The organism is Xenorhabdus cabanillasii (assembly GCF_003386665.1).
Lineage (GTDB): Bacteria > Pseudomonadota > Gammaproteobacteria > Enterobacterales > Enterobacteriaceae > Xenorhabdus > Xenorhabdus cabanillasii.
Genome location: NZ_QTUB01000001.1, coordinates 3,742,445 through 3,766,168 on the forward strand (window position 1 = coordinate 3,742,445; position 23,724 = coordinate 3,766,168).

The window sequence follows — 23,724 nt, forward strand, 5'->3', positions numbered from 1 at the left end:
CGATGAAGACGAAAATAAGAAGAAATAATTCATAATTCTTACTTTATGCTGCGCCGTACCAGCAAATTATTGTGATAAATATGGCAATTACGACAAAGCGAAATAGCTCTTACTCAATCATATTGGTATAAAATTTCAAATAATCATCTCAGATATATAAGGCAGAATAATGAATAAAGGTAATTGCCTGTGTGGTGCAGTAGAAATAAAAACCAACCAAAGTATCGAAAATATCAATGCCTGCCACTGTGAAACATGCCAGAAATGGAATGGAGGCCCGTTTTTATCTGTAGATTGCAAAAACGATTTGCAAGTAACGAGTGGTAATGAAAATGTTTCAACCTATCCATCCTCAGAGTGGGCAGAGCGGGCTTTCTGTAAGAACTGTGGAACTCACCTCTTTTACCACCTGCATCAACCCAGTACTTATATTGTCCCAGTGGCACTATTTGAAAATAGTAACTCAGGAAAATTATCTACGCAGATCTATGTCGACAGCAAACCCGGCTATTACAACTTTGTTGAAAAAACACCAATGTTGACTGAACAAGATATTCTTAACTTATTTAAATAACCATTAGTATGAGGGGAAATTCCCCCTCATTGTATTTTTCAAGACAAATAAGTTTTATAACAAATACATCTCACAAAAGATAATTGCTTTTACATTTATTCTATTGATATGTAACAATTTTCTTTCTGTTTTACACTAATCCCCGTATAATATAGTCTTTATCAAGAACAATTTAATTTGACTTGGGCGTCAAAGTGATTCCATGTCGAATTATATTATAAAAATCATAAAGATAAATTCAGTGCTTCCATTGGATTTTCTTAATTTATCACTATTTTCAGTAGGAATTACGTTGGTGGAGAAGTTGTTTGATTAATGTTTTATTAGTTGATGATCACGAACTAGTTCGCATTGGCGTGAAAGGCATACTTGATGACGTGCGGGGAATTAAAGTTATAGGAGAAGCCAGTAGCGGAGAAGATGCCGTTAAATGGTGCAGGTCAAACAACACGGATGTCGTTATGATGGATATGGGAATGCCGGGAATAGGAGGCCTTGAAGCCGCGAAAAAGATCATCCGTTATTCACCGGATACCCGCGTAATTATGTTGACTATCCATACAGACAGTTACCTGCCGACAAAAGTTATGCAGGCCGGAGTCAGAGGGTATTTAAGTAAAGCAGCAACTCCTCAGGATATGATCAACGCTATCCGAACGGTTTATGCAGGGCAACGTTATATCTCTCCTGATATTGCCCAACAGATGGCACTCGATCAGCTATCCCCGCAAAAAGAGAACCCGCTGGATGAACTGTCTGAGCGAGAACTCCAGATCATGACAATGATAACTCAGGGTAAAAAGGTGAATGAGATATCGACGTTACTCAACCTCAGTCCGAAAACAGTAAATAGCTACCGCTATAGGATGTTTAACAAACTGAATATCAAGGGTGATGTAGAATTAACTCATATAGCAATACGCTGTGGTTTGCTTGATACACCCAATATGATAAATCATAGTGGATGATAAACAGTGATGGGCGGTAAATCGTGGCAGAGCAATTTGATTCAAAGGCATTCTTAAAAACAGTAACCAGTCAGCCAGGTGTTTATCGGATGTATGATACCACTGGTACAGTAATTTATGTCGGTAAGGCCAAAGATCTGAAAAAGCGGCTATCCAGCTATTTTCGTGCACAAGTTGGCAGCCGCAAAACAGAATCACTGGTGAAAAATATCTCTCAAATTGATGTCACCATAACTCATACAGAGACGGAAGCACTCCTACTTGAACACAACTACATCAAACTTTATCAGCCCCGTTACAATGTATTACTGCGGGACGATAAGTCTTACCCGTATATTTTCTTAAGTGGTGACATACACCCTCGTCTGGCCATATACCGTGGAGCCAAACATGCTAAGGGGGAATATTTTGGGCCATTTCCAAACTCCCATGCAGTACGTGACACATTAGCACTTTTGCAAAAATTATTTCCCATTCGCCAATGTGAAGACAGCGTATACCGCAATCGTTCCCGCCCCTGCCTGCAATACCAGATTGGCCGCTGCCTTGCCCCTTGTGTCAAAGGGTTTGTGACAGATGAAGAGTATCAACAACAGGCAGAATACGTCCGCCTGTTTCTGTCCGGCAAAGACCAGCAGGTACTGACCAAGCTGATTAAAAGAATGGAAGATGCAAGCAAGCAGCTTCACTTTGAAGACGCAGCCCGTTACCGTGATCAGATTCAAGCTGTCCGGCAAGTTACTGAACGGCAATTTGTCTCTGGTGGAGAGGATGATTTGGATGCTATCAGTGTTGCTTTTGACGCAGGCATGGCATGTGTACATGTTTTATTCATTCGTCAGGGCAAAATTTTGGGTAGCCGCAGTTACTATCCCAAAATCCCAATCGGTACTAAATTAGATGAAGTAGTACAAACTTTTCTTGGTCAGTTTTATCTTCAGGGCAGCCAGAACAGGACATTACCAACAGAGATCTTATTGGACTTTTCATTACCTGAGAAAGAATTACTGGAAAGCTCCCTTTCTTCCTTATCCGGCAGAAAAGTTCATATTCAACCGCGCCCAAGAGGTGACAGAGCCCGCTACCTTAAACTGGCACGCACCAATGCAGCCACTGCATTAGCCACTAAACTTTCCCAACAATCGACAATTCACCAACGCCTGGCTGCACTTGCTGAATTTGCAGGCATTAAAAAAATTCACAGAATGGAATGCTTCGACATCAGCCATACTATGGGTGAACAAACTGTTGCATCCTGTGTTGTATTTGATAGTAATGGCCCAGTACGTTCTGAATATCGTCGCTATAACATAACGGGAATAACAGCAGGAGATGACTATGCTGCGATGAATCAGGTCTTGCGTCGTCGATACAGCAAAGCGATTGATTCAGCCAAAATCCCTGACATTATTTTTATTGATGGCGGCAAAGGACAGCTAACGCAAGCAATAGAAGTTTTCCGTTCATTAAATGTCGAATGGGATAAAGAACATCCCAAACTGATTGGTGTAGCAAAAGGGAGTGACCGTAAAGCAGGTTTGGAGACTCTATTCTTCACAGCAGAAAGCGAAGGCATTGCTCTTCCTCCTGACTCACCGGCATTACACGTCATTCAACACATTCGTGATGAATCTCATCACCACGCTATAACAGGTCATCGTCAACGCCGGGAAAAAGTGAAGAAGACCAGCACACTGGAATCTATAGAAGGAATTGGGCCAAAACGTCGGCAAATGCTGTTAAAATATATGGGAGGATTACAGCCTTTACGCAACGCAAGTGTAGAAGAGATCGCAAAAGTACCTTCTATCTCTTATTCACTGGCAGAAAAAATCTATAATGCGTTGAAACACTAAGAGTATTGATGCACCATACTGATAAACTTTACATGGCCAGATAGTTACTAAGCATTATGCAATTAAATATTCCAACATGGCTTACCCTATTTCGTATTGCCTTAATCCCGTTCTTTGTTTTGGCGTTTTATCTGCCTTTTCAATGGGCACCGATGTTATGCGCCATCATCTTTATTATCGCTGCTGCAACAGATTGGTTTGATGGTTTTCTTGCCCGCTTATGGAAACAGACAACACGTTTTGGTGCATTTCTTGATCCAGTTGCAGATAAAGTAATGGTTGCTACCGCATTGGTACTGATAACTGAGCATTATCACTCTTGGTGGATAACATTACCGACAGCAACAATGATTGCACGAGAGATCATTATCTCTTCCCTTCGGGAATGGATGGCTGAATTAGGAAAACGCAGCAGTGTAGCAGTTTCCTGGATGGGAAAAGTCAAAACAACAGCGCAGATGGCTGCATTGGTTGCTTTATTATGGCGTCCTAATGTTGAATTAGAAGTCGGTGGATTCATCTTATTATACGCTGCTGCAATCTTAACATTCTGGTCAATGTTTCAATATTTGAGCGCCGCATGGTGTGATTTGCGTGAAACATGATCTAAACGACGCAAAAATCACCGAACGAACAAGTTTTATAAATAATTGTGTTGACTCATTTCGTGAAATAAGTAGAATGCAACGCATCGAACGGCACATGAGGTTTACGAAATAAGTTAAGTAAATCAAGCGGTTCGAAAGAAAAGCGGGAATAGCTCAGTTGGTAGAGCACAACCTTGCCAAGGTTGGGGTCGCGAGTTCGAGTCTCGTTTCCCGCTCCAGAAAAGGCGCGTTGGCAGAGTGGCCATGCAGCGGATTGCAAATCCGTCCACCTCGGTTCGACTCCGGGACGCGCCTCCAGATTCAGCCCAGGTGGTGAAATCGGTAGACACAAGGGATTTAAAATCCCTCGGCCTTAAGGCTGTGCGGGTTCAAGTCCCGCCCTGGGCACCAAATAAAAACTTTCTGGTAAAACAGTGAGTTAGGGAATAAAAAGAGCCACCGCAAGGTGGCTTTTTTCTTTGATAAAAATCACATTTCACTATTAGTTCACTATATCTTTTCACTATATTTTTTGACCTCCGGTTTAAGAACCCCATTCCCATTTCAAAACCCCAAAGCTGCTAAAAATCTCCATATTTATAAGAAACCCACTATCAGGGGCTATCGCCCCTGTCCTTACTTCGGCGGTTCCGGCCAGTGGATATCGGGGGCGGTGGAACAGTCTACGCGGTTGAGTAGCACACGGTATTTACGCCATGCCGTAAAGGCGGATTTCTCGGCCTCGATGGCCATGTCGAGGTCAATCGCGTCCTGTAATGGTGCGATAGCCATGTCTGCCTGCTGTCGCAGGAATGATTTTTGCTGTTCCGCTTGCCTGACCTGATCCGCCTGTAGTGCCAGTTTATCTGTTACCCACCGCTTACCCTCCCATTTATCGAATGGGGTAGCGGGTGCATCTGGGGTTGTGCCCAATGGATAATCACCCAGGTCTTCAACGACTTGTGCTATCCCCGTTTCAGTGTTATATACCGTTTCACCACGGTGATCAGCAACGTATTCCCACGCGGATAAATCAGCCGTTCGGCAAATCGCATAACCGGCCTTACTTTCACCCGGTGCATCCGCGCAAGAATGCGCCGGCAGCCCGACGCCGACCGGTAAGAATTCCACCGAGGTAGAAAAATATTCACGCGATTCGCTCGTGTAATTGTACACGGTGACATTACCCGCCACGATTGCGTTGAATTCGCTATTCAATACGGCTTGAGTCATTATATCGCCCTCACGATGTAGTTAAACGCGATGTTGCAGGGCGCAGTTTCGTTGCCCCCCTCTTCACTGATATAAAGGCCGCTGGAGCCTGCCGCAGCATAACTAACTGACGAGGCACTCTTTCGATATTCCTCATGAACAGCCGGCGTGTCGTGGCCGTTTCCGTAACCAAAAAGCAAGCTGTGGCTATGTTTTTTCAGCGTGTCGGCTGAAAACGATAATAAGGGGCGCCCGGCATCAATCAGTCCGTCATCACTCCATCCACGAATGAAAACGCCCCGCAAATCCGGCAACCTGAGTGAGGGGTAGACTTTTTCCAGCTCGGGGTATTGGCCGGCAACGAATGTGGAGCCGTTACATTTCAGCCATCCGGCCGGCGGGGTTTCTAAAGGCCACGGAACCGGCACCCCAACCGGCAGTACTGACCATGCCCCTAAAACAATGTCATCGATTCTGGGTTTATTCACGGGACTGTAAACCCGCTTTCCTCCGGCTTCATAAATGCCGTTTGCGGAGATATAGCCGAATGCATCGACATTGCCATTAACAACACCGCCCGTTTTCGGGTAGGCACCGACATTTTCCACAAAATGGGCTTTATTCTCAATGTCAGCGCCATTTGCGGATTTAGCCATCGCATCTTGCGCCTGTTTCACGGTTTTCTCTAACCCGATATTTCTCACAAACGCCGCTTTATCCGGGATATCCGCCCCGTTCTGCGCTTTGTCGAGGCGGCGGCTGGCGTTGTCGTTGGCGGCCTTCACCGCTTTAGGCGTGGCGGCTTGTGCTTCATTGGGGCTGTCTGTCGCATTATTAAGCTGCACGATACCTTTTTGTGTGATTGACGCTTCGTTTATATGGATATTCGAGGCCAAATCGTAAACGGCTTTGACCGCCTTAGATGTCGCAGCGACGTTCTCCGCGTTACTGTCTGTGGCATTACTCAATTTCGTAATACCGGCTGTGGTCAGTGACGCGGCAGGGACACTGGCGTTGATCGTTGTCCTTAGTGCATTGAGTAATCCAGCCTGTAGTGCCTGTAAGTTGCCATCATCCAGTACATCCTTATCTGTCGTCTCTGCAATAAACTGCGCCACCACCGTAGCGATGGCAGCGCTTTGCCGCCAGACTTTATTCAGTTCCTGCGACTTCGCCACCCCAGAACTGAACCCGTCTGTTCGGGCAGCCAGTTTGCTGTACTCGTCGTTGGTTAAGACGTTTGCCCCGTCTGCAATGCCAAAAGGCAGAAATTCATTTTTTGCCATAGTTTCCTCATAGTCTGACGGCCCAGCCACCGGTATCAAAACCCGCAACCACGTCATGTTGAATGTCAAAGCCAAACAGCCCGTCACAGGCTGAATTAATGTAATTATTTACGCGTACCGCTTCCGGCTTGATGTTCAGATAACCCTGCCGGATAACGGCTTTAATGACTTCCGGGATAGCGCCTCCGGTCATAAACACATCCATGGTCATATTTTGGTTATCTACGAAAAACAGCGTGGTTTTACTGTCCGGTAATATCCGCTGATAAATCCGTTCCAGCATGTCACCGGATCCGTCCCAGTGATTGGCTTCAATTTTTACCCGCAGCAAGGTACGGTAAGTTTCGTCATCCAGTTCGGTAAACCCGCTGTCACTGTCATATTTCCGTTTCCAGCTTCCCTGGTCGAATCCCACTGCCTCGGTATCCAGTGAAAAATACACCCCGACAATCGGCGTTTTCACATAGCGCGATAGCCCTATCCATTCCCCGACTGCATCCAGTTGTACACCAACAGCCTTGTCCAGCGAGAACGCGTCATTAAGATGCAGGGCGGCCTGTGCAATGTCTGAGAATATGCGGGTGATAAGATCAATATGGTTAACGAATTTCGGCGCGGTACGATGTTGCGGGGTGATGAGTGTTAAGTAGTCTCTCATGTCACCACCAGTTTGATGTTATCCGGCTGACAGGTCACTGCCTCGTTAAACCGGGTTTTCAGATTACCTGTCACCGCTGATCCCGCCGTGCGTCCGATGCGAATATCGGTAATATCATAGGTCTTACCCTCTTCATCACCGGGTAAGTTGGCCGGGGTAAACAGCTTGGTCAGATACACACTGTCCCCGATATGTATCGCGTTAATGTGTTCGGCCACTGCGTTTTTAATCCGGTCTCCTACCAGCGTGGTGTAGCCATCAAAAGGCATCAGGTGAATTTCAATAAAAACAGCCACATCCACCGGACGGGAAAAACGTATCGGATGGGGGATTTGGTGGCGGTCAGCCACTTTAATCACCGTGTCCCCGAACGTACCCCCACCGGGTGTTTTTTTTTAAGGCAATAGTCCTGGCGATAGTCATTGCATCCCCGCCATCTACAATAATGGCGATAGTATGGCCGGGTATGCCGTATTCATTCGTCTGCCCGGTGTCATTTTCAAACCCCCTTAAGCGGGAAACACCGGGTATCAGGCTGATCGCCCCTAACATCCCATCCAGTACGGTACGTGAGGGCAGCGCCACCGATTTACGCTGACGTATCCGCAGTTCGGCATCCGTCTCAATGGTACGTCCGGGTGTCGCCACAGAATGATTGATGACTTTCTGCCAGCCCCGTGTGGGTGTGCCTATCTCAGCAATATCCCCCACGGCTGCGGTAATAGATCCCTGAGTCTGGCAGGTAGCCGTGACGGTCGCTGTACCATGCGTGCCAATCGTGACCGTATCCGGCAACCGCCATGAATAACCCTGCACATCGCGCACCATGCCCTTTTTGATGACCGTACCGACCTGACCGATAAGCTCCACATCACAGACCGATTGGGTTGAACGGTGCCGCGACATGCCATTAATCGCGACATTGTTTGAGAGTGCCGCCCCTTCGCAGTTGACGGACTGAATGAGTTATAGGTGGCAATCAGCGCATTATTCGCGTCGTGAATCCCCATCGCGTAAATAGCAATCTGTTGTCCATCCTTGCTGTCTGGGCCAAGATACGCGTCTTCGCCGTAAATCTGGCGAAAATACCCGGTTAACTTCGTCAGTATCGTCGGATAATCAGGCGCAGTAATGCCGCTCGCGGTAATTCTGGCCGCCAGCCCTAAAGTATCGAAATTAAGCATAAGTTACCGTTCGTTGATGACTGTGGTTCTGCCGTAGCGGGTGTTAAGCGTGGCGGTCAGGGTGATTTTCCGGGTCGTGGGGTTCCGTGTGGCATCAAGAGCAATAATTTCTGTCACCCCTTCAGTGCCTAAAATCCGCTCACGCAGCGCCATTGCACTGGTGTAGTTTTTTTCCAGTACGGCCTCCCGGTAGGGCGTCCCTTCCTCCACATCCAAAAACCAGTCCCCGCGCCATAAATCCAGCCGGGTCTTTACAGCCAGTGCGACGGCTTCCGGGGAATCAATCAGAAACGTGTTGTCGCCCTGACCGAAGCTGTAATCGCCGTCAATATCTTCCCGTCGATATCGCATTACTGCGGCCCTCCTGTGGTGCCCCCGCCTGTTTTAACGCCGCCGTGTGTGTGGTTCATCAGACTGATACCGCCTGCGGTGACATCATTTTTCACTTTCACCGGACCATTCATTGTTGCTTCACCCCCATTGGAACCCATACCTTGTGACAGGTTGCCGTTGAGTTCAATCTCAGGAGAGTTTATTTCAGTTCCTCCTCCTGCATTGACGATAAATTTACCCGGAGTGTTAAGCGTGATGTTATGGCTACCCGGCGTAAGTTCTATATAAGCCTCACCATCATCCGTGCGCAGCTGGGCGGAATGGGTACTGATACCGCTAATTTTCTGTGCCTGTGATTGCGGGCCAACTATCGCAAAGCCATCTGATAAGTGATGCTGGCGCGGGTCTACCGGCTCCTGTATGCCGCCGTTCTGCCACCAGTAATCAATGCAGCGGTCAGCAAAAATCACCAGGCATTCATCACCCGGCTGAATAGGAAACGTCAGCGTCACCCCGCCACCGCGTGGGAAAATCACCGGCACATCCACCAGCAAAGGTAATGCGACTGATTCCGCTTCCCCCTGGCTGTTGGTAACTTTTCCGCGTATTGCAGGCTGCGCCGTCACCGTGATGGCTTCAGGATTAAAAGACTGGATAATGCACGGCACGGACACATATAAGCCTGAACTAATCGCCTCCTGTATCATCAGGAACGGCGTTTCAGGCTGGTTAAGACGTTCAAAGTTAGTGATCATTGTCGGACATCCTTCGATAGTGCGGCCTGAGTCATTAAGGTCTGGTCTGATTTCGCCACACAAATCAGCTCCATGTAGTACATCTTTTCACGGGTATCCCCGAAGTAACTGACGTTGATCACCACGTAATCCCCGTCAGCATCGGTTGCAGCGGGAATTTCTATAGCCTCGTTACCCGATGCAATCGCCCCGGTGGATTTCCCGGCTTCATTAATCGAAGCGTTATCTAACCGGATTAAGGTCCCCGGCCGAATCCTGGGGTTAATCAGACACTTCACGTTAATCCCCGCGCCGATGGTCTGCTCCGGCATTCCGATGAGTCCGGTCTTATAATTCAGCACAATCGCTTCGGTCAGATAGGTTTTCTTCGGGATAATATGGCACTGACCATCTTCATAGCGCCATTCAGCATTGTTCTGTCTGGCTAAAATATGCATTTCATCGCGGTGCATACCAAAGAACACCTTACCCCGTGGGGCCACGTTTAACTGAAACTCCGGGCGCATCCCGAACGTTATCCCGTACTTTTCAATCTCCCGCATCATCAACCGGTCAACGTCCTGCTGGGTGTAACCGGCTGAGATAGTGATATTGACCGTCGCATCATTGTACGCCTGGTCACCGTCGCCAGCCTGTATCACCACGTACGTATCCGTCGGACTGTCACGCCCGGTGTAGGTGTACTGGATTTGCCCGGCGAAGATTTGGCCTGAATGGTCTTTATATCTTGCCGAGAACTTTATAATCCTGTATTCGTTCTTGCGGATCTTCTCCCGTGTCTCATTGTTCAGGTTGTAGATTTTGAAGATGCCGGTTGCCGGATAGGCAAAAGAAGGCCGGGTAATACTGAATTTGATTTTCAATTCGGAAAGGTCAATACCCTCACCTTTCTCATCAGCGACAATCAGCCTGCATTCGCGAAGCCATTGTTTTGACATAGTGACTCCAGAAATGAAAAACCCGCCGAAGCGGGTTATTATGAATTTGTGGCTTATCGTGTAATGCGCTCGCTGGCTACCTTATAAGCTTTCGAGTCTTCTCTTTTGCTTACTGCGATTACCCAGATCACAATCTCTTCATCTATCACCTGATAGACAAGGCGAAATCCAGAAGAGCGAAGTTTGATTTTAAAGCAGCCTGCTAAATCGCCGTGTAATCTGGCTGACTCGATATAGGGGTTATCCTGTAGTTTACGTAGCTTCTTTTTGAACTGCTCACGGACACTGTTATCCAGTTTTTGCCATTCTTTTAGCGCACGCTCGTCAAACTCAATGTTAAATTTCATCAAGATTTACCCGAATTCGTTTAACGGGGTTTTTCAGGCGATCACGTACCACCTCCAGAATGTCCTCATCTTCATCATGTTCTGCGACCATCAGGGATATCTCAGCGAACGGTAGCTTTTCATTTTCTGCCACATAGCGCAGAAAAAGGCGCAACGCGTCGGAAGGGGATAAGTTCAGTTTATCAAATGCACGATACGCATTCTTCTTAAGTTCTTCATCCACTCTTATCTGAATTGTGCTCATAGTCTCACCATATGTAATTACACTTGTATTACATTGTACATTATTGCATCTATGGTGCAATGAGTTTTTACAAAAGTTTAGGTTCATCCCCGCACGCGCAGGGAACTTCCTTATAATCACCAAAAAAAAGCCCCATTACAGGGGCTTCTTTCACTAGCTTAAAGACTGAGACGGCCAGTTTCATTTAGGCTTTTTTGGTGAACCCTAGCCATACCAGCCCAGTGAGAAAACATTATTTCATCCCTAAGGATGGACTGACTGGCAGTTATTTTCCATGCTAGCTTTGATATGTTAGGATCTCTTGCCGTTTCTACCCAATCCTTAACTCCTGCAATAATTGCTCTCTTACACGCATTATCTATATCCACCCTTGTATATGCAGACACTTTTTCACATGACTTAGCTTGCTTAATCACCGTATTTTTATACATATATGGGTAGAAAAACAAGGGACGACCGTAAATCGTGGGGTTTCCGTACTTCTCAGTTTTATTGCCATCCCGGTCTCTAATATTATATTCTTCTAATTTAGCGTTGTTCAGTAACGCAATAGCGGCATTCACATACTCGTCGTTACTGTATGAAAATTCAATCGGTTGGGTATCTGGCAGTTTTGAGTTTTCCTCTATTTCCTGATTTTTCATCTCCATCAATCCAGTAACAAGATTATTCATCACCGGTATGATTTTTTCAGGATCATAATATATGGATTTAAATTTTTTATTGTCAGCCTTGTATGATTCAAGGAAATCCTGATTCCTCTTTTCCCTCATCTTTGACGCACCGGATTTAAGTAACCTTAGAACACAAGACGCCTCTCCCGTACATCCTGAATATAGGTTACTGAGTTTAATCAAGTAATACATACTATATAACCCCAAAGAAGCCTTTTGGGGGAAAGGAATTTCTTCGTTACCTGTAATGAGGTTAGCAATATCATAACGGGTAATTTCATCACCTTTTAATTTCACCTTACCCCAATCTATTAATGATTTTCCTCCTGAAGCATGGGTATCTTTATCTTCATTAAATATCGTAGCTACGGCTATCAGCGCATCTATATCCCTGCTATCTAAAGCTACTGGTCTTTCTATTTCTGGAGGGTTAAGTAACGTGCAACTGGAAATAAGCAGAAAAATTAAACAAAAAATAACATTCTTCAATTTAATAACCTCGCGTATTAACGATTTAATTCACAAAGTATAACCTGTTATCGTTTACTAAATCACCTTCGGCTACTTCCTTGTGGGGGTTATTGCAATAAAAAACCAACGCCCCATTAAATCCCAAATACCGATGCTGTTCCAAGATATCCACCCCAAAAACCAGCGGCAGCCCTGTCACAATTGGTTCGCTATTAGGGTGCATAATATCTAACACCCAGCCGGCACAATCTCGCCACTGTAACCGTATCTGGTAATTAATGCCACCTAGCTGTATATCGAATTGCTGGTTTACAGGTTGTAAGGGAATTTCGACCATATTCATTAGAAAATCTCCAAAATTCCATCTATAAAGCGTTTTAGTGCCGTGTCGTTGTTTTTGGGTACGACTGGCGTCTTGGTTCCTTTATCAACCACGGGGCCAGTATCCAGCGGGGCTTTCATTCTCTCTGGTGGTGCGGTAACCCCTTTAACCGTCTGTGTTTCGACAATTATCACCTCACGCAGGGTTAAAGTAACCATCAGGACGTTTTCAGACGTTTTATCCGTGGTGACTTCAATGGCACGGATCAGCATATTTTTATACTGGCGCTTGCCCGTGGTGACATTGAACGGTTTCTTTGAGGCTTTCAGTGCCAGCAATTGCTGGTAAACTTCTTTAGGGCTTTTTCCCAGTGATGCCCCTGTTCCCAGATCAAATATATCAATCAGCGAACCGCCTCCAGCAAATCCCAGTTCCATTGTCACCTCAGACGGTCTGTCATAGGCGTGGTCACTGATAGCGGCTCCTAATTGTACCGGGTGCTCGGTAATTTCGGTCGAGTCCTGGTGTTTTTCCGAAATAACGACACTCGGCACAATCATCTCTATTTTTCTCGTCCCCTGAGAAAACAACATCGATAAGATATCCATTAGCTCACCTTAGTTTGTAGGTTACGTGCCAATATTGCGTTACTGCGCTGTACCGCACCCTCTGTTAATGTCGCCGCTTCATGCGGTGATTGAACGCCGGATATGTTAATCGTAAGATTTTGCTCAAAACTCATTTGATTCTGTGCCAGTGACTCGGCTTTACGCAGGTACTCCGGCGTGTAACTGGAAGAAGTCATCATGTTGTTGATATTGGCTTCGGCGTTATCGAACATTCGAGGGTCAAAGTTAAGAACGCTGTTTTTGGTGAGTGATTTTGTTGAGTCTGGTTTACCTGCAATGGCTGACATAACCAATCGTTTAGAGTAAGGAAACACTTTGCTTTCCACTATGCCCATTGCGTTCATTAACGCATACATAATGTCATGGTTGTTTAAATCTAAATAATCTCGCCTGCCTACACCCATCATTTTCGATACTCTCTGGATATATGCCTCGGTATTGTTCTTATCTTTCCCACCCGCTGGTGCCCATGTGGATATAATATCCTCAATCGTTTGCAATAACTTTCCAGTGGTTTTTCCATTGAAATATCTGCGTAATTGCCATGCGGTTTTGGCAAGCCCTTCGTACGCAGTAGCAAATTTTGCGAATCTCGGCGTTGCATGATTTTCAAGAACAGCACCTTTCTGCCCTGCATAATCCATGTTTAATGGGTTATTATTTCGAATACCGCGTACATTTGTATTTGAAGATGATGCTTTAGCGCTCCCCATAAACCAACCGGTAATATCATCCCATGTTAGGAAAGGCTTTTCATTGGCGCGCTTTTCTTTCAGTTTTCTATCCAATACCTTTACGGGATCTTCCCCGGTTTTCTCTGCTTCCTGTTGCACTTCTTGCATTAATTGCTCTCTTCCTTGCTCGGCTTGGGCGACTAGATTCAGTGCTCCTCCCATCGGGCCACCGAATTTACCCATTTCCGGCAACTTCACTTTACTGGCCGCAGCAGAAAATACGCCCAGTACACCCAAGACTTTTTTCAGCCACTTAGTACCCAGAAATATCGCAAAGCCCCAGAAGACATTTTCCCAGCCGCCGACCGCATCCTTGATTTGCAGTACCCAGTCTTTAATTTGCTTAAGGCCTTCCCCCAATTGCTTCAGGGGGCCTTCCCACTGACTCCAGTCAATCAGGCTCTTACCGCCTTCCTGCCAGGTCTTATAATCGTCATACAACAGGAATAAGGCCGCCAGCAAGGTTGTGATAATACCGACAGGTGAGGTCAGGAACTTCGTATTCAGCGCCCACCACGCCGCCGCAACCAGACCAAACATTTTAATCAGTTCCTGACTGCCTTTGTCTAACTGCTGCCACCAGCCGATTAAATCCTGTATCCCTTGCGCGCCCCGGTAAACCATTTGCCCCAGCACTTCGGACATTGTCAGGATCGCTTTCGCCACCGACATGATGACTTTTTCAATCGTGGGCCAGTTGTCCAGTATCAGTCTGGTGAATTTCTCTACACTCGGTGTCAGTATCCGGGCCAGTTCACCACCGATCTTGTCTTTTGCGGAGCCTGTCACCAGCTTAAGCTGGGTAAACTGGGTCATAAAATCGTTGGCGTGTTTGGCCGCCACAGCCGGGTTATAACCCAGTTGTTTGATTATCCGGTGGTAATCTGCCGCATAGCCGCCCATCCCCCGGCGCATAGCGAGCATCGTATTCTCGTCGATGCCCAGCATACTGGCGTACTGATTGGCCCGATAGGACGGCATCCCGGCTAACCGTTCGCCAACCAACGCGACTAACGAAGCGGTATCCCGCAGCTGTCCATTGGTATCACGGGTCTGGATCCCCATATTACGCAGGAAGCCTTCCCCGCCCGGATTGTTACGTAAGAACCGGGCCACATTCTCCAGTGAGGAATTTAAGCCCTCGACCGTGCCACCGGCCTGTGTCACGGCATACCCAAAGGCTTTAATCTGTTCAGCAGCCCCGCCTGTGCGCTGTGCCTGCCAGTACAGTTTATCCAGATGGGTGGCGACCTGCGCTGTAAAGCCCACCACCGCCAGCGCCGCCCCTTCCACCACGGAACCGAATTTTAAAACATTGGCGGTCACACCTGCTATTGTTGCACTGAATTTCTTCTCACCCGTTTTGTCTATGTCGAAGCCCAGTGAGATTAAAAATTCTTTAATCACATCTGCGTTAGTGTTGCTCATCTCTCCACCGTGCTATCAGGGCCTCGTTTTCGGCTTCCACATCCAGATACTCATTCATCAGGGCAATGTAGGCCAGATCAACACGACCATTTTCTAAGGACTCCGCCTGACACATCCCGTGACGGACCGGGCGCAGCAGAAAAAAGCGCCCGTTCGGTAATGTACTCAGTTCGAGGCTGGGTTGTCCGGGAATGACACGTCGCTCTCGGGCAGGGCGGGAAAAAAATTTCCCAGTGCATCCTCAATCACCTGACCGACGATTTTCAGTAAATCCAGGCCGTTGATGTCATCAAACATCAGTTGCCCGCCGGCATACACGGCTGACCAGACGTCCCCGGCTTCCCGGCTGACGACCGAGAGACAGATATCGTTAATCTCATACCGGGATTCTTTACCCAGCGAACGAACCGCTTCCACCAGCGGGGTGATAAGATCCGCCATATCTTTCCACGCGAAGACCGGTTTACCTTCGTCATCCACGCTACCTGGCTTGAGATTCTCCCAAATCCCTTTGAGTGCCGGCACGACCGGAACTAACGCCACGGCTAAGTCCTGTTGCTGAAAGGCGTTCAATTTGCCTGCCCGGTATTTCTTACCGCTGATTTCAAATTCCATGTGTTCCCCCGTTAAAATGTGCCCAAGATGGTGTCGATTTTGCCGCAGTCAAACACCCAGCTATGAGTGTTACCAACTTTGGCGTTAGAAATGTCCGGGATTTTCTGGAACGCCACCGAGCGCGCCGCGATAGTATCCCCGGAGACCTTGTTACGAATGAGAATGGCGTTATTGCCCCACGTTGCTGACGAGAACTGTTGCGCGTTGTACATCATCATCAGTTTGGCGTTGGCGGGGGACGTTTTCAGGAGTGTCACCGTAAGCGTACCTCCCTTACCCGCGTGCAGCGAGTGCATGACTTCACCATCTGCCCCAATGGTCATGGTGTTTTTAGCTTCAATCATCGAGACTACGATCCCCTCTTCGGAGGTCGCTGCCCCATTCCCCAAATCGACCGACCCGCCCACCCCGGTTATCGTGGCGGACACGTCCATAAATGAATAGGTATTCGCCATCGGATCACCTGTTTACGTTAATAATGACATCGGCAAAATGCACTGCACCTGCCAGCTTAATGGCACACTGAATGACCGGGGCCTTGCGTTTTTCGCGCTCGGCCTGCACCTGCTCTACAATCGGCTGAGCGCAGGTGTAGTACCCTTTGGTCAGCATATCACCGCGATTGAGTGCCCCGAAGCTGTCACCTCCCCAAAGTCCCGGCGCAATCAGGCCATTGGTCACCCCCTGCGCCAGTGACTGCTCAACATTCATCAACAGTTGGGTAACGCCTTCATCGGTCTGGGGAATTTTGGTGGTTGAGGTGTACATCAGGTTATAGAGGTTGGTCTGCACATAGTTCTGTAACCAGTCCAGCCCGTGGCGCTCGTCAATAAACGTCCCGTTTGCCATCACCCCTTCCTGCACAATCGCAGTGTCGTTGTTGTAATGGACAAAGACGTTACCGTTTTTGGTTTTCAGTGCATTGGCCTGTGTTGCGGTCAGCAATTCGGCACTGATTGCCGGTTCCTGTTTAAATTTCAGGGTAATGGTGGTGTTATTGCCCTGAAAGTTGACCGTAAACATGCGGCCAAACAGAGACGCGATGGCATAAGGCTGTGCAGCGTATTGCCAAAGGGTGCGGCCCAGAAAAGCCCCCTTAAGTCGTGAACCCATATCCGTATCCACATCGGGGTCAAGGACATCGGTTTTCGTGACCGTGTGTCCGTAAATCCGGGCAACGGAGGCCGACTCAATATAGCGTGCGACTGTCAACACATCGCTGTCAGACAGACTATTGTCAGCAATCACCAGACCGTACCAGGCACCCGAGACTTCCCCCATGACCTTTACGGCTTGCGCAATGGTTTCCGGTTCGGTCGGGTCAATCGCGGTTGCCCCGGAGGCTGCATCCAGTTTCAGTAAGTCACCAATGTAAGTGCCGCTGTCCGCCCGGGTGAGATAGCCCAGTTTGCCTGACATTTGTAACGAAATCGTAAAACGGGAAGACACACTGTCCCAACGCACGGTGGCGTTTTTCAGTTTTTCCGCCACCCGTTCAGCGACGCCATTCAGGTTGGTTTCCTTGCTGAAATCGATACCGGTGATCGTGGTCTCTTTGCCATCCAGGGTCATTTTAAATGCACCGTCAGCAATCACCGTAAAACGGCTTATGGCCTGTTCAGACCGGTTCAGTACCGCACCGCGTAAAGCAGCCAGTACCTGTTCTTTCGCCCATCGCCCGATATACAGATCGACGGGTTGCGGTGACTGAGAATAATACAGTGCGGCCGCCTGATACTCCGGGGTATCCATGCTGAAGTCTGCGCCGACGCCTTCAATATCGGTGTAGTAACGCAGCCGTTCGTGCGTGTTAATCACGTCACTGGCCCCGACAATCAGCAACGAACCAAAATTCCGGCCCGATGCTGCACGGGGTGCCATGTTAATTTTGACATTAACAATGCTGGTAATGGGTAAGCCCTGCATAGGGGTTAATCTCCAAAGAATTTCACTGGTGCGTCTCTTAAGGCTTTAACACCATACCGACGCACAACCTTACGCCACAAGGTGACAGTCATGTCATAGCGACGTATCCACTGGTTATTGATAAGTTCAGGGAAAGCAACGATGCCGCTATGCTTTACCACAGACAGCCCTAATGTATTCAGTTCAGCGTTGTTCTGACTGAGACTGATACCCTCGCGGAAACGGGTGATATACCCTTGGCTGCGAGGGCCATAGAACGAGGCTGAACATTCAAACGCTTCATGCCGCCAGAGTTCACCGTGCTCAGGGGTCTGATTGGCATAAGCGGGATTATCATCGGCGGGCAGCGCAACAATACCGAACCCACACCAGTCTGAATCGGCGGGGGGTTGCGCTGTCTGAACCGATGTCCAGCGAGGTCGAACGCTACCGCTAGGTAGCCCAGAAACGATCCGCAACCACTGACTGAGTAACCGCTCTAATGCCTCATCGTAAACAGGTTCATTATCCGGTGTTAACCAGCCCGCCCGTTCTGAAGTGTTCATGAATTGCCTCCATCAAAAGGCAGCAATTCACAGTGCGCCTGTACAAAACCCGCCCCATATGACGTGTAAGAGTCCACGGACTTCACCAAGTATTCACGGTTCTGGTAGGTAACAATGTCACCTGCTCGCCCGGATTCCCCCGCTATCAGCCGTTCAGTGGTAATCACCAGGATCGTGCCCGTGACAGTTTGGCCTGACATCCGCATCTGGGCCTCTACCGATCGGTCAACCGTCACGACACCAGAAAAAGGCGTGACCGTATCGACTGTTGTAGGGAATCCATCATCATCAACTCCCACCACCCGGCGTTTTACCGTCAGTGAGGTATCGCAGAAATCCGGATCGAACACAATGTCAGTCACATCAAGTAAATCCATTATTCCCCCTTATTCCGAACCACATAAGTAATTGAGTGGCGATAAGCGCCTGTGTCGATCAGCGGCTTGGCATTGGCATTATTCGGCGTGCCTCCCTCCTGCCGGTTCTTCACCTCAGCTTTTGCCCCTTTACGACCACGCCTTGCACGCGCGGCAACTGTCAGATCTGCCAGTGGTTCAAAATCATGGATAGTCATGTATCGCTGAACGCCCTGAACTGCAATCTGGCCGGCCTTGTTCAGTGCTTTTTCTGCCTTGTCCTGTTTACCGTCCAACACCGATTCCGCCGCGATTTTTAATTGCTCCGTAGTTTTGTCTTCCACTGAGCGAACACCGGGACGAAGATGTGGACGGGATGGAATATTCTGCCTCGGCGATCTGAAGTGGCACACTGGCCCATGGGTTGCGTGCCATTGCGGACCAGGCGAAACCCGTTACGGTTGTCGTGCGCGTGGCGCAGGGCAAAACGGAAGCCGAAACCACCACCAACCTGATTGGCGGGGTCACCGACGAAGGCAAGAAAACCGGTATGCAGGCCCTGCTGGCCGCCCAAAGCCAGCTGGGCGTTAAACCGCGCATTCTCGGCGTACCGGGGCATGATAACCTGACGGTCGCCACCGCACTGGCGGGCATTGCCCAGCAACTGAAAGCGATGGCCTATGTCAGTGCCTACGGTTGCAAAACCGTGTCGCAGGCGATTAACTACCGTAAAAACTTTAACCAGCGTGAACTGATGCTGGTGTGGCCCGATTTTTTAAGCTGGGACAGCGTGACCAACCGCGAAGCGACGACCTATGCCACTGCCCGTGCATTGGGGCTGCGTGCCAGGATTGATGAAGAGAGCGGCTGGCATAAGACGCTGTCCAACGTCGGGGTCAATGGCGTGACCGGCCTGTCTGCCGATGTGTTCTGGGATTTGCAGGATGTGGCCACCGATGCCAACCTGCTCAACCAGAACGATGTTACCACCCTCATTCGCAAGAATGGCTTTCGCTTCTGGGGGTCGCGCACCTGCTCGGATGATAAACTGTTCCAGTTTGAAAGCTACACCCGCACCGCGCAGGTGCTGGCCGACACGATGGCCGAAGCCCATATGTGGGCGATTGATAAACCGCTCACGCCCTCACTGGTGCGTGACATTATCGAAGGCATCAATGCCAAGCTGCGCGAGCTGAAAGCCAACGGTTACCTGATTGACGGTCAATGCTGGTATGACGACACCGTCAACAGCAAGGACACCCTGAAAGCCGGCAAGCTCTATATCGATTATGACTATACCCCCATCCCGCCACTGGAAAACCTGCTGCTGCGCCAGCGCATCACTGACCAGTACCTGATGGATTTCGCCAACCGGATTAACAGCTAAGGAGTGCCCGATGGCCCTGCCACGCAAACTGAAATACCTCAACCTGTTTAACGACGGCCACAGTTATCTGGGTGTCGTGGAAGAACTGACCCTGCCGAAACTGGGCCGCAAACTGGAAGCCTACCGGGGCGGCGGCATGAACGGCGCGGCCCATGTCGATTTGGGGCTGGATGACGGCGCACTGGATGTGGAATTTACCCTGGGCGGCGTCGAAGCCCAGCTGTACAAGCAGTGGGGCATTGAAAAAGCCGACGGTATTCCGCTGCGCTTTAACGGCGCGTTCCAGCGGGATGATACCGGCGAGGTGATTGCGGTCGAAGTGGTGATGCGTGGACGTTTCGCCGAATTTGACCCCGGCAGCTACAAGCAGGGGAATAACCCCCAGACCAAGGTCAGCGCCAAAAACACCTACTTTAAACTGACGTGGGACGGCGAGGTGCTGATTGAAATCGACACTATCAATATGGTGGAAATGGTCGGCGGCGTTGACCGTCTCGAAGCCCACCGCCGCGCCATTGGCCTTTAACCCGACACCCTTGACAGGAATCTGAACCATGACTGAACAAACCCCCGTTACCCAGACCGAACACGCCACCGTCACACTGGAAGCGCCGATTGCCCGTGGCGCAACCACCATTAGCGAGGTGATTGTCCGCAAACCCAACAGTGGTGCCCTGCGTGGTGTCCGTTTGCAGGCGCTGATGGAAATGGACGTCGATTCCATGATGCTGGTACTGCCCCGCATCACCGCGCCCGCACTGACCAAAAATGACCTGTTGCTGATGGCCCCGGGCGACCTGATTAACCTGAGTGTCGAGGTGGTCAGTTTTTTGTTGCCGAAGTCGGTGAAAGCCGATTTCCCGACCCCTTAACCGTGGATGAACTGGTGGCGGACATTGCCACCGTGTTTCACTGGCCGCCGGCCGCCACAATAGCGATGTCCCTGCCCGAACTGCTTGAATGGCGTTACCGCGCCCTGACCCGGAGTGGTGCTGATGAGTGACCGACAATTACGCCTGCAAGTCGTTCTGGGCGCCGTAGATAAACTGACCCGCCCGTTTCAGGGCGCGTCCGACGCCAATAAACGGCTGGCCGAGACCCTTAAACAGTCCCGTCAGCAGCTGCGCGATCTCAATCAGCAGGCGAGCAAAATTGACGGTTTTCGCAAAACCAAACAGGCGCTGACCCGTGCGCAGGACGCCTACCGCAACGCCACCGACCGGGTGGCCGCCTTAAGCCAGGTCATCAATGCCAGTAGTAACCCGACACAGGCCCAGCGCCGGGAGCTGCAACAGGCGATGCGGGCCGCCGGTCAGCTGAAGGACAAAACCCAGAGCTTAAGCCAGTCGCTGCAACGCCAGCGTGATGTGCTGAGCGCCAGCGGTATCTCCACCCGTAATCTGGGTGACGCCCAGCGACAGCTGAACAGGGATATCAGCCGCACCACCCAGACCCTGCAACAACAGCAGCAGCAACTGGAACGGCTGAACCAGCAGCAACAACGCATGGCTGCCGCCAAAGCCCGCTATCAGCAGATGAAAGACGTGCGCAACCAGATGGCTGGCACTGGGGCGACAGCGATTGCCACCGGGGTGGGCGCACTTTACAGTGCCAAACGGGTGATGCTGCCAGGCTATGATTTTGAAACCGGCATGTCCAAAGTGCAGGCGTTAACGCGGCTGGATAAAAATGCCCCCGAACTGAAACAGTTGCGTGAACAGGCTCGCCATCTGGGGGCAACAACGGCATTTACCGCCAATCAGGTGGCGCAGGGACAGAGTTTCTATGCGATGGCCGGGTTTAAACCCGGCCAGATCCGCGCGGCGATGCCCGGTACACTGGCGATGTCATTGGCCGGGGATACCGATTTAGCCACCACGGCGGATATCGGCTCCAATATCCTGACCGGGTTTAAACTGAAATCCGATGACATGGGCCGCGTCAGTGATGTGTTAGTGGGGGCGTTTACCCGCTCCAATACCAACCTGTCGATGCTGGGCGAAACCATGAAGTATGTCGCCCCCGTGGCGGCCGGATTGGGCGTCGATATTGAAACCGCCGCTGCGGCGACAGGTAAACTGGGGGATGCCGGTATTCAGGGCAGTATGGCAGGTACTGCCCTGCGATCCATTCTGGGGCGACTGGCTGAGCCGCCCACCGCAGCCGCCAAGGCACTCAAGAAGCTGAGCATTCAAACCAAAGACGCGAAAGGTAACCTGCGTGCCCTGCCGGATATCCTGACCGAACTGAACGCCAAAACCGCCAAAATGGGCAATGCCCAGCGCGCCGGTATCTTTAAAGCGATTGCCGGGGAAGAGGCCTTTTCTGCCTTGTCAGTGCTGGCCGAACAGGCCGGTTCAGGGGCACTGCAAAAACTCACGCAGGAGCTGAAACAAGCGCAGGGGGAAGCCAAGAAGGTCGCGGATACCATGACTGACAATCTGGACGGTGACCTGAAAGCCCTGTCATCGGCCTGGGACGATCTCGGTATTCAAATCTTTGGCGGTGTGGACAGCCCGTTGCGCGGAATTGCCAAACGCATTACCCGCATTATCAGCAAAACAGGCGAATGGATGAAAGCCAATCCCGAACTGACCAAAACCTTAACAATGGTTGGAATTGGGTTAGGCGTGATATTAACCGTATTTGGGGCCATTACACTGGCACTGGCGGCCTTCTTGGGGCCGTTAGCTATGGTGAAATTTGGCCTGAGTATACTGGGCATCAAGGGGGCGGGCAGCCTGAAATTACTCGGCGGTGCGTTTAAAATACTGGCGGGGGTGATACGCGGGACGACCGCGCTCATGATGGCAAACCCGATTCTGGCGATCCTCGGCATGATTGCGCTGGCTGCCTGGCTCATTTACGACAACTGGGACACACTGGTGCCGTGGTTTAAAAAACTCTGGGCGAGCATTTCCAGTTACGTCTCTACCGCCTGGCAGAACATCAGGCAGACCCTCCTTAATAAATGGGAAGAAATCAAACAGGATACCCAAAACAAATGGGAGGGCATCAAAAAGGCCCTTGCCAATAAATGGGATGAGATTGTTGAAGACACCCAAAAACTGCCGGAAAAATTTAAGCAGTTCGGCACGGAGATCATCGACAAACTGATTGCCGGTATCAAAGACAAATGGCAAGCCCTGAAACAAAGCATCGCCAATCTGGGCACGGAAATTAAGGATGCCATCACCCCAGATTTTATGAAAACGCAGGCCGAAAAGCCGGAAGTGAAAAAAGCACTGGATGCCTACAATGCAGCCGCCCACCCGGCAGCCGGCTTTTTCGGTGCCTTTGACCGGGGCGGCACTATTCCGGCGGGAAAATTCGGACTGGTGGGCGAACATGGCCCGGAGCTGATTAACGGCCCGGCGCGGGTCACCAGCCGCCGGCAAACAGCGACACTGGCGCGCATGGCCGCCGCTGCCCTGTCGATGGGTGCGGCTTCCACCGTCAGTGCTCAACCGCTGCATCCCTACAGCCTGCCGGCTGCCCAGTATCAAAACGCCGGGGTTACGGTCATTAATCAGCCGCAACGCCCTGAACGCCCCGTGTATGAAATCCATATTCACGCCACATCATCACAATCCGAGCAGGATATTGCCCGCGCGGTGGCCCGTGAGCTGGATCGCCGTGAACACCAGCAACGCGCCCGTGCCCGCAGTGCCTATGCCGACCGAGAGGAGTTTTAA

General features: G+C 49.8%; 27 protein-coding genes, 3 tRNA genes and 2 pseudogenes. 12 read left to right on the forward strand and 20 right to left on the reverse strand.

Annotated elements, in window-relative coordinates; all coding sequences use genetic code 11:
* The first annotated feature begins 169 nt into the window (after nucleotides 1-169).
* From BDD26_RS16655 to BDD26_RS16685, 7 genes are all read left to right on the forward strand, one after another.
* Nucleotides 170-574, forward strand: a complete 405-nt coding sequence (locus tag BDD26_RS16655) for a GFA family protein (RefSeq protein ID WP_115827172.1) — start codon at nucleotides 170-172, stop codon at nucleotides 572-574.
* 308 nt (nucleotides 575-882) lie between these two features.
* A complete protein-coding gene (gene uvrY, locus BDD26_RS16660) occupies nucleotides 883-1,542 on the forward strand; it encodes a UvrY/SirA/GacA family response regulator transcription factor (protein ID WP_038269262.1) in 660 nt (219 codons plus the stop codon).
* A gap of 23 nt (nucleotides 1,543-1,565) precedes the next feature.
* Nucleotides 1,566-3,398, forward strand: coding sequence for an excinuclease ABC subunit UvrC (gene uvrC / locus BDD26_RS16665; RefSeq protein WP_115827173.1), 1,833 nt, complete (start codon nucleotides 1,566-1,568; stop codon nucleotides 3,396-3,398).
* Nucleotides 3,399-3,454: 56 nt separating this feature from the next.
* Entirely contained in the window at nucleotides 3,455-4,003 is a 549-nt protein-coding gene (gene pgsA, locus BDD26_RS16670; RefSeq protein WP_115827174.1) for a CDP-diacylglycerol--glycerol-3-phosphate 3-phosphatidyltransferase, read from the forward strand.
* Nucleotides 4,004-4,148: 145 nt separating this feature from the next.
* Nucleotides 4,149-4,224: transfer RNA gene (locus BDD26_RS16675), tRNA-Gly, on the forward strand.
* Between the two features lie 5 nt (nucleotides 4,225-4,229).
* Nucleotides 4,230-4,303 (forward strand) — tRNA-Cys (locus BDD26_RS16680).
* Between the two features lie 6 nt (nucleotides 4,304-4,309).
* A tRNA-Leu gene (locus BDD26_RS16685) sits at nucleotides 4,310-4,396 on the forward strand.
* 225 nt (nucleotides 4,397-4,621) lie between these two features.
* On the opposite strand, the gene BDD26_RS16690 is transcribed toward BDD26_RS16685, so the two are convergent.
* The 20 genes and pseudogenes from BDD26_RS16690 to BDD26_RS16780 form a co-directional block, all read right to left on the reverse strand.
* The gene (locus BDD26_RS16690) at nucleotides 4,622-5,161 is read right to left on the reverse strand and encodes a tail fiber assembly protein (protein WP_342353472.1); all 540 of its coding nucleotides are present in this window, start codon (nucleotides 5,159-5,161) and stop codon (nucleotides 4,622-4,624) included.
* Between the two features lie 56 nt (nucleotides 5,162-5,217).
* A complete protein-coding gene (locus BDD26_RS16695) occupies nucleotides 5,218-6,513 on the reverse strand; it encodes a phage tail protein (RefSeq protein WP_147299028.1) in 1,296 nt (431 codons plus the stop codon).
* Nucleotides 6,491-7,141 (reverse strand): DUF2612 domain-containing protein, encoded by a 651-nt coding sequence (locus BDD26_RS16700; protein WP_115827177.1) that lies wholly within the window; start codon nucleotides 7,139-7,141, stop codon nucleotides 6,491-6,493. The genes BDD26_RS16695 and BDD26_RS16700 overlap by 23 nt, the downstream gene beginning before the upstream one ends.
* Nucleotides 7,138-8,325 (reverse strand): annotated as a pseudogene (locus BDD26_RS16705) (baseplate J/gp47 family protein). The gene BDD26_RS16700 and the pseudogene BDD26_RS16705 overlap by 4 nt, the downstream one beginning before the upstream one ends.
* 3 nt (nucleotides 8,326-8,328) lie before the next feature.
* On the reverse strand, nucleotides 8,329-8,676 hold the full coding sequence (locus BDD26_RS16710; protein WP_115827178.1) for a contractile injection system sheath initiator: 348 nt from the start codon (nucleotides 8,674-8,676) through the stop codon (nucleotides 8,329-8,331).
* Nucleotides 8,676-9,413, reverse strand: coding sequence for a Gp138 family membrane-puncturing spike protein (locus BDD26_RS16715; protein ID WP_115827179.1), 738 nt, complete (start codon nucleotides 9,411-9,413; stop codon nucleotides 8,676-8,678). The genes BDD26_RS16710 and BDD26_RS16715 overlap by 1 nt, the downstream gene beginning before the upstream one ends.
* Nucleotides 9,410-10,351, reverse strand: a complete 942-nt coding sequence (locus BDD26_RS16720) for a phage protein (protein ID WP_115827180.1) — start codon at nucleotides 10,349-10,351, stop codon at nucleotides 9,410-9,412. The genes BDD26_RS16715 and BDD26_RS16720 overlap by 4 nt, the downstream gene beginning before the upstream one ends.
* Nucleotides 10,352-10,404: 53 nt before the next feature.
* Nucleotides 10,405-10,698 (reverse strand): type II toxin-antitoxin system RelE family toxin, encoded by a 294-nt coding sequence (locus BDD26_RS16725; protein WP_038260477.1) that lies wholly within the window; start codon nucleotides 10,696-10,698, stop codon nucleotides 10,405-10,407.
* Nucleotides 10,688-10,942 carry a type II toxin-antitoxin system RelB/DinJ family antitoxin gene (locus BDD26_RS16730; RefSeq protein ID WP_038260478.1) on the reverse strand — a complete coding sequence of 85 codons (255 nt, stop codon included), beginning with the start codon at nucleotides 10,940-10,942 and terminating at the stop codon, nucleotides 10,688-10,690. Before BDD26_RS16730 ends, BDD26_RS16725 begins: the two co-directional genes overlap by 11 nt.
* A 158-nt stretch (nucleotides 10,943-11,100) precedes the next feature.
* A complete protein-coding gene (locus BDD26_RS16735; protein ID WP_115827181.1) occupies nucleotides 11,101-12,105 on the reverse strand; it encodes a hypothetical protein in 1,005 nt (334 codons plus the stop codon).
* Between the two features lie 25 nt (nucleotides 12,106-12,130).
* Nucleotides 12,131-12,430: a phage baseplate plug family protein gene (locus BDD26_RS16740; RefSeq protein ID WP_115827182.1), complete on the reverse strand. Its 300-nt coding sequence runs from the start codon at nucleotides 12,428-12,430 to the stop codon at nucleotides 12,131-12,133.
* A complete protein-coding gene (locus BDD26_RS16745) occupies nucleotides 12,430-13,017 on the reverse strand; it encodes a phage baseplate protein (RefSeq protein ID WP_115827183.1) in 588 nt (195 codons plus the stop codon). Before BDD26_RS16745 ends, BDD26_RS16740 begins: the two co-directional genes overlap by 1 nt.
* Nucleotides 13,017-15,200 (reverse strand): hypothetical protein, encoded by a 2,184-nt coding sequence (locus BDD26_RS16750; RefSeq protein ID WP_115827184.1) that lies wholly within the window; start codon nucleotides 15,198-15,200, stop codon nucleotides 13,017-13,019. Before BDD26_RS16750 ends, BDD26_RS16745 begins: the two co-directional genes overlap by 1 nt.
* Nucleotides 15,187-15,315, reverse strand: a complete 129-nt coding sequence (locus tag BDD26_RS20380; protein ID WP_232217399.1) for a DUF6889 family protein — start codon at nucleotides 15,313-15,315, stop codon at nucleotides 15,187-15,189. The genes BDD26_RS16750 and BDD26_RS20380 overlap by 14 nt, the downstream gene beginning before the upstream one ends.
* 50 nt (nucleotides 15,316-15,365) lie before the next feature.
* A complete protein-coding gene (locus BDD26_RS16755) occupies nucleotides 15,366-15,815 on the reverse strand; it encodes a phage tail assembly chaperone (protein WP_115827185.1) in 450 nt (149 codons plus the stop codon).
* 11 nt (nucleotides 15,816-15,826) lie between these two features.
* Entirely contained in the window at nucleotides 15,827-16,270 is a 444-nt protein-coding gene (locus BDD26_RS16760) for a phage structural protein (RefSeq protein WP_038260483.1), read from the reverse strand.
* Nucleotides 16,271-16,274: 4 nt separating this feature from the next.
* Nucleotides 16,275-17,741, reverse strand: coding sequence for a DUF3383 domain-containing protein (locus BDD26_RS16765; RefSeq protein WP_115827186.1), 1,467 nt, complete (start codon nucleotides 17,739-17,741; stop codon nucleotides 16,275-16,277).
* Nucleotides 17,742-17,746: 5 nt separating this feature from the next.
* Nucleotides 17,747-18,286, reverse strand: a complete 540-nt coding sequence (locus BDD26_RS16770; protein WP_115827187.1) for a phage neck terminator protein — start codon at nucleotides 18,284-18,286, stop codon at nucleotides 17,747-17,749.
* The gene (locus BDD26_RS16775; protein ID WP_115827188.1) at nucleotides 18,283-18,663 is read right to left on the reverse strand and encodes a head-tail adaptor; all 381 of its coding nucleotides are present in this window, start codon (nucleotides 18,661-18,663) and stop codon (nucleotides 18,283-18,285) included. Before BDD26_RS16775 ends, BDD26_RS16770 begins: the two co-directional genes overlap by 4 nt.
* Entirely contained in the window at nucleotides 18,663-19,055 is a 393-nt protein-coding gene (locus BDD26_RS16780) for a hypothetical protein (protein ID WP_211305489.1), read from the reverse strand. The genes BDD26_RS16775 and BDD26_RS16780 overlap by 1 nt, the downstream gene beginning before the upstream one ends.
* Between BDD26_RS16780 and BDD26_RS16785 the strand changes: the two are divergent.
* From BDD26_RS16785 to BDD26_RS16805, 5 genes and pseudogenes are all read left to right on the forward strand, one after another.
* A pseudogene (locus tag BDD26_RS16785) lies at nucleotides 19,046-20,029 on the forward strand (phage tail sheath protein); the annotation flags it as partial. The gene BDD26_RS16780 and the pseudogene BDD26_RS16785 overlap by 10 nt on opposite strands.
* 10 nt (nucleotides 20,030-20,039) lie before the next feature.
* Nucleotides 20,040-20,555 carry a phage major tail tube protein gene (locus BDD26_RS16790; RefSeq protein WP_115827190.1) on the forward strand — a complete coding sequence of 172 codons (516 nt, stop codon included), beginning with the start codon at nucleotides 20,040-20,042 and terminating at the stop codon, nucleotides 20,553-20,555.
* Nucleotides 20,556-20,583: 28 nt separating this feature from the next.
* Nucleotides 20,584-20,901: a phage tail assembly protein gene (locus BDD26_RS16795; protein ID WP_115827191.1), complete on the forward strand. Its 318-nt coding sequence runs from the start codon at nucleotides 20,584-20,586 to the stop codon at nucleotides 20,899-20,901.
* A gap of 14 nt (nucleotides 20,902-20,915) precedes the next feature.
* Nucleotides 20,916-21,032, forward strand: a complete 117-nt coding sequence (locus BDD26_RS16800) for a GpE family phage tail protein (protein ID WP_115827580.1) — start codon at nucleotides 20,916-20,918, stop codon at nucleotides 21,030-21,032.
* Complete coding sequence (locus BDD26_RS16805) at nucleotides 21,025-23,724, forward strand: phage tail tape measure protein (RefSeq protein ID WP_115827192.1); 2,700 nt, start codon at nucleotides 21,025-21,027, stop codon at nucleotides 23,722-23,724. Before BDD26_RS16800 ends, BDD26_RS16805 begins: the two co-directional genes overlap by 8 nt.